General features: G+C 73.1%; 5 protein-coding genes. All 5 read right to left on the bottom strand.

Annotation, left to right across the window (positions count from 1 at the left end; all coding sequences use genetic code 11):
- A partial coding sequence (locus ASG00_RS14590) for a glutamate-1-semialdehyde 2,1-aminomutase (protein ID WP_442922644.1) occupies positions 1–1,198 on the bottom strand: 1,198 nt, incomplete at its 3' end.
- A gap of 17 nt (positions 1,199–1,215) precedes the next feature.
- A complete protein-coding gene (hemB, locus tag ASG00_RS11485; protein WP_056209704.1) occupies positions 1,216–2,199 on the bottom strand; it encodes a porphobilinogen synthase in 984 nt (327 codons plus the stop codon).
- Complete coding sequence (locus tag ASG00_RS11480; RefSeq protein ID WP_056209701.1) at positions 2,196–2,999, bottom strand: uroporphyrinogen-III synthase; 804 nt, start codon at positions 2,997–2,999, stop codon at positions 2,196–2,198. The genes hemB and ASG00_RS11480 overlap by 4 nt, the downstream gene beginning before the upstream one ends.
- 10 nt (positions 3,000–3,009) lie before the next feature.
- Positions 3,010–3,996: a hydroxymethylbilane synthase gene (gene hemC, locus ASG00_RS11475; protein WP_056209696.1), complete on the bottom strand. Its 987-nt coding sequence runs from the start codon at positions 3,994–3,996 to the stop codon at positions 3,010–3,012.
- Positions 3,997–4,009: 13 nt separating this feature from the next.
- Positions 4,010–4,696, bottom strand: a complete 687-nt coding sequence (gene hemQ, locus ASG00_RS11470; RefSeq protein WP_045247481.1) for a hydrogen peroxide-dependent heme synthase — start codon at positions 4,694–4,696, stop codon at positions 4,010–4,012.
- Positions 4,697–4,775: the final 79 nt, after the last annotated feature.

The raw sequence follows: 4,775 nt of genomic DNA, 5'->3' as shown, positions 1-4,775 counted from the left end.
CCCCGGCGTCGAGCATGGCGTGGAAGAACGCGGGGTAGCGCCACGCCTCCTGGGTGAGGGCCTGGGCGTACGACCGCGGTGCCTTGGGCAGGAACGCGACGCCGAACAGCGATCCCGCGCTCGGCACGGCGTGCACCACGCCCTCGGCGGCGAGCGCGTCGGCGAGGGCGGTCGCGACGACGGATGCCGCGGCATCCACCTTCTCGTAGACGGCGGGCGTCGCAAGGCGCAGGGTCGCGAGCCCCGCAGCCACCGAGAGCGGATTGCCGCTCAGCGTTCCCGCCTGGTAGACGGGGCCGACAGGCGCGAGCGCGTCGAGGACGTCGGCCCGGCCGCCGAGGGCGGCGAGTGGCATGCCGCCGCCGACGACCTTGCCGAACGTGATGATGTCGGGGAGGTAATGCTCGCCGGCGGCCTGCTGCAGGCCCCAGAAGCCGGCGGGGTGCACGCGGAATCCGGTGAGCACCTCGTCGAGGATGAGGAGCGCGCCGTGCGCGTGGGCGATGTCGGCGAGGGCGGCGTTGAATCCGGACAGGGGCGCGACGACGCCCATGTTCGCGGCCGCCGCCTCGACGATCACGGCGGCGATGCGGTCGCCGTGCACGGCGAACACCTCGCGCACGGCGTCGAGGTCGTTGTAGTCGATCACGAGGGTCTGCGCGGCGATCGGTGCCGGCACGCCCGCGCTCCCCGGCAGCGCGAGCGTCGCGACACCGGACCCGGCGGCGGCGAGCAGGCCGTCGGAGTGGCCGTGGTAGTGCCCCGCGAACTTCACCAGCAGGTCGCGGCCGGTGACCCCGCGGGCGAGACGGATCGCCGTCATGGTCGCCTCGGTGCCGGTCGACACCAGTCGCACCCGCTCGACGGGAGCCGCCTCGCCCACCCGCACGCGAGCGGCGATGAGCTCGGCGAGCTCGACCTCGGCCTCCGTCGGCGCGCCGAACGAGAGACCCCGGGTCGCGGCCTCCCGCACCGCCTCGACGACCTCGGGATGCGCGTGGCCGAGCAGCGCCGGACCCCATGACGCGACGAGGTCGACATAGGAGGTGCCCGCGGCATCCGTCACCCGCGGCCCCGCCGCCGACGAGACGAACCGGGGCGCACCGCCCACCGAGCCGTAGGCCCGCACCGGAGAGTTCACCCCGCCGGGGATGACGCCGCGGGCGCGCGTGAACAGATCGTCGTTGCGGTCGGACACCGCACCTCCCGGATGGATCAGAGGGACTCGCGCAGCCAGCCGGCCGCCTCGAGCGCCCAGTACGACAGCACCGCGTCGGCACCGGCGCGCCGGATCGACAGCAGCGACTCGGAGATCGCGCCACGACGGTCGATCCAGCCGTGCGCGGCGGCGGCCTCGATCATCGCGTACTCGCCCGACACCTGGTAGGCCCACACCGGCACATCGACCGAGGCACGCACCTCGGCGAGCACGTCGAGGTAGGGCAGCGCGGGCTTGACCATGACGACGTCGGCGCCCTCCTCGGCGTCGACGATCGCCTCCCGCACACCCTCGCGCGCGTTCGCCGGGTCGAGCTGGTAGGTGCGGCGGTCGCCGGTGAGCTGCGAGTCGACCGCCTCGCGGAACGGTCCGTAGAACGCCCCCGCGTACTTGGCCGAGTAGGCCAGCAGCAGGGTGTCGGTGAAGCCCTCCGCGTCGAGCGCAGCGCGCACGTGCGCGACCTGGCCGTCCATCATGCCCGACAGGCCCAGCATCGCCGACCCCGCCCGCGCCTGCGCAAGACCCATCGCCGCGTAGCGCTCGAGGGTCGCATCGTTGTCGACCGACCCGTCTGCGGCGAGCACGCCGCAGTGGCCGTGGTCGGTGAACTCGTCGAGGCACAGGTCGGTCTGCACGACGAGCGCATCCCCGACCTCCGCGGCGACCGCGGCGGTCGCGACGTTCAGGATGCCGCGCTCGTCGTCCGCACCCGAGCCGATCGCATCGCGCACGGCGGGCACGCCGAACAGCATCACGCCACCGAGACCGGCGGCCGCGGCATCCGTCGCCGCCCGCCGCAGCGAGTCGAGCGAGTGCTGCACCACCCCCGGCATCGAGCCGATCGGCTGCGGATCGGCGATGCCTTCGCGCACGAACAGCGGCAGCACGAGCTGCGACGGCACCAGCGTCGTCTCGCGGGCGAGGCGGCGCACGGCGGGCGACTGGCGCAGGCGGCGCAGTCGGTGGGTGGGGAAGCTCACGGCTGGAACTCGTCGGCTGCGTGCGGCAGCACCAGGTGCGACACCGCCTCGATCAGCGCGTCGACGGTCTGGCGGGGGGCGACGACATCGACGTCGAGGCCCACCTTGCGGGCATCGGTCGCGGTGCGCGGACCGATCGCGGCGATGACGGTCGCATCGGGGATGTGCGGGAACTGCTCGTGCACCTGCTCGGCGACCGAGCCGCTCGTCACCAGGATCGCGTTGATGCGCCCGTTCTCGACGTCGCGCAGGATGCGCTCCGTGACCGGCACGCCGACGGTGCGGTACGCGACGACGCTGCGCACGCGGTGCCCCGCCTCGATGAGCTTCGAGGTGAGCACGGGCTTCGCGATCTCGCTGCGGAGCGTGAGGATGTCGCGGGGCTCCGGCTCGAGCCCGATGAGCTGGGCGGCCATTCCGGCGGCCGAGTTGTCGCGGTCGGGCACGAGGTCGACCCGGTAGCCGACGGCCTGGAGCGCGGCGGCGGTCGTCTCACCGACGGCGGCGACCTTTGTGCGGGCGGGGATCTCTGCGCGATAGGCGACGAGCACATCGACCGTGGTGGCGCTCGTCATCGTGAGCCAGTCGAACGCGCCGTCGGCGAGATCGCGCAGCGCCTGCTCAAGGGTCGCCTGATCGTTGGTGGGCGCGAAGTTGATGAGCGGCGCGACGACGGGAACAGCGCCCTGCGATCGCAGCGTGGCGGCGACGCCGTCGCCCCACGGTCCCCCGCGGGGGACGAGAACGCGCCAGCCCGTCAGGGGCTTGGCGGCTTCTGTCCGCGCGGGATCTTCGTGCATGGGGACGCTTTCAGGTGGCGAGGCCGGCGGCCCCGCGATCGAGGAGGTCTCGCGCGATCACGGTACCGGTGCGCTCGGCGCGCGCCACGGGATCCGCGCGATCGGCAGCATCTGCACCATCGCCGCTGCCCTTCTCGCCAGCATACCCGCTGATCAGGGGAATCGCCCGGTCGTCCCCGATGCGGTCGCCCCCGCCGGGGGCGTAGACCACTGTGCGCACTCGCAGTTCATGGCCGTCGAACTCGGCGTGCACACCGACCGGCGCCTGGCATCCGGAGTCGAGACCGGCGAGCACGGCGCGCTCCGCGGTGATCTCCACCCGGGCCCGACGATCGTCGAGCGCCGCGACGGCATCGGCGAGGTCGGCGGACGTGTCCTCGCGGATCTCGACCGCGAGGACACCCTGCCCGGGCGCGGTCGGCCACTCCGCCAGTCCGAGCGGCTCGAGGTGCAGATCATGGAGCGACCCGCCGAGTCGGGCGAGCCCCGCCGCGGCGAGGATCACGGCATCGAGTTCGCCGAGGCGCACCCGACCGATGCGCGAGTCGATGTTCCCGCGGATGTCGCGAACCTCGACCCGCGGGTTGCGGCGGCGCACCTGGGCGATGCGGCGGGGGGAGCCCGTCCCGACGACCGAACCCGGCGCGAGCTCGTGCAGCGGCACTCCCGTGCGGGTGACGACAACGTCGCGGGGATCCTCGCGCGGCGGTGTGGCGGCGATCACGAGTCCGGGGGCGGGCGCGGTCGGGAGGTCCTTCAGCGAGTGCACGAGAACGTCGCACTCGCCGGCCAGCAGTGCCTCCCGCAGCCGGGTCGCGAAGACGCCGCGACCGCCGAGCTCCGACAGCGAGGCCCGCGAGACATCCCCTTCGGAGGTGATGAGAACGAGCTCGACGGGCCGACCGGATGCCGCGGCGAGCGCGTCGGCGACCTGCTGCGACTGTGCGGTCGCCAGGGCGCTGCGGCGCGTGCCGAGGCGGATCGGAGCGTCGCTCACGCGTGCGCCGACATCACGCGAGCACCTCGGGGATGGCCGAGGTCGGGATGCGCCGGCCGGTGTAGAACGGCACCTCTTCTCGCACATGGCGGCGCGCTTCGGTGTAGCGGAGGTCTCGCATCATGTCGGTGAGGTCGCTGAGCACATCGGACTCCATGGGCAGCAGCCACTCGTAGTCGCCGAGCGCGAAGCTGGCGACCGTGTTCGCGGTGACCCCACGGAACGCGGCGCCCTTGCGGCCGTGCTCGACGAGCATCTCGCGGCGCTCCTCCTCGGGAAGCAGGTACCACTCGTAGCTGCGCACGAAGGGGTAGAGGCACAGCCAGTCCTTCGCGGCGATGCCGCGCAGGAACCCGGGCACGTGGGCCTTGTTGAACTCGGCGTCCCGGTGCACGCCCATCGCGTTCCAGACCGGCACCAGCGGGCGCAGCAGCTCGGAGCGGCGGAGGCGCCGCAGGTCGCGCTGCAGGTCCTCGGCCGAGGGGCCGTGCAGCCAGATCATCAGGTCGGCGTCGGCGCGAAGCCCGCTCACGTCGTAGAAGCCGCGCACGGTCGTGCCGCCGGCCTCGATGTGCGAGACGAGCTCCGCGAGCTCGGTGTCGTCCAGCTCGGTGACGGCGTTGTGCGGGTCGCGGGCGAGGACCGCCCACAGGGTGTACTGCGTGTCGGACGCGACGGCGTCGGACTGGTCGATCGTCATGGCTCCAGTCTCCCCCGCCCGGACGCGAGGTCAAACCACGGCGACCGTGCGAAAGCCCGGAGGTTCAGCGCACGTACGT

Origin of the sequence: Microbacterium sp. Leaf351 (assembly GCF_001423825.1) — a bacterium.
Taxonomy (GTDB): domain Bacteria; phylum Actinomycetota; class Actinomycetes; order Actinomycetales; family Microbacteriaceae; genus Microbacterium; species Microbacterium ginsengisoli.
Note: the sequence above shows the minus strand (reverse complement) of the source record. Positions and strands in the feature narration are given on the sequence as shown.

Excerpts from the sequence above, each read along its gene's own strand:
- ASG00_RS11480 (WP_056209701.1), bottom strand. The coding sequence starts at position 2,999 with ATGCACGAAGATCCCGCGCGGACAGAAGCCGCCAAGCCCCTGACGGGC.
- hemQ (WP_045247481.1), bottom strand. The coding sequence starts at position 4,696 with ATGACGATCGACCAGTCCGACGCCGTCGCGTCCGACACGCAGTACACC.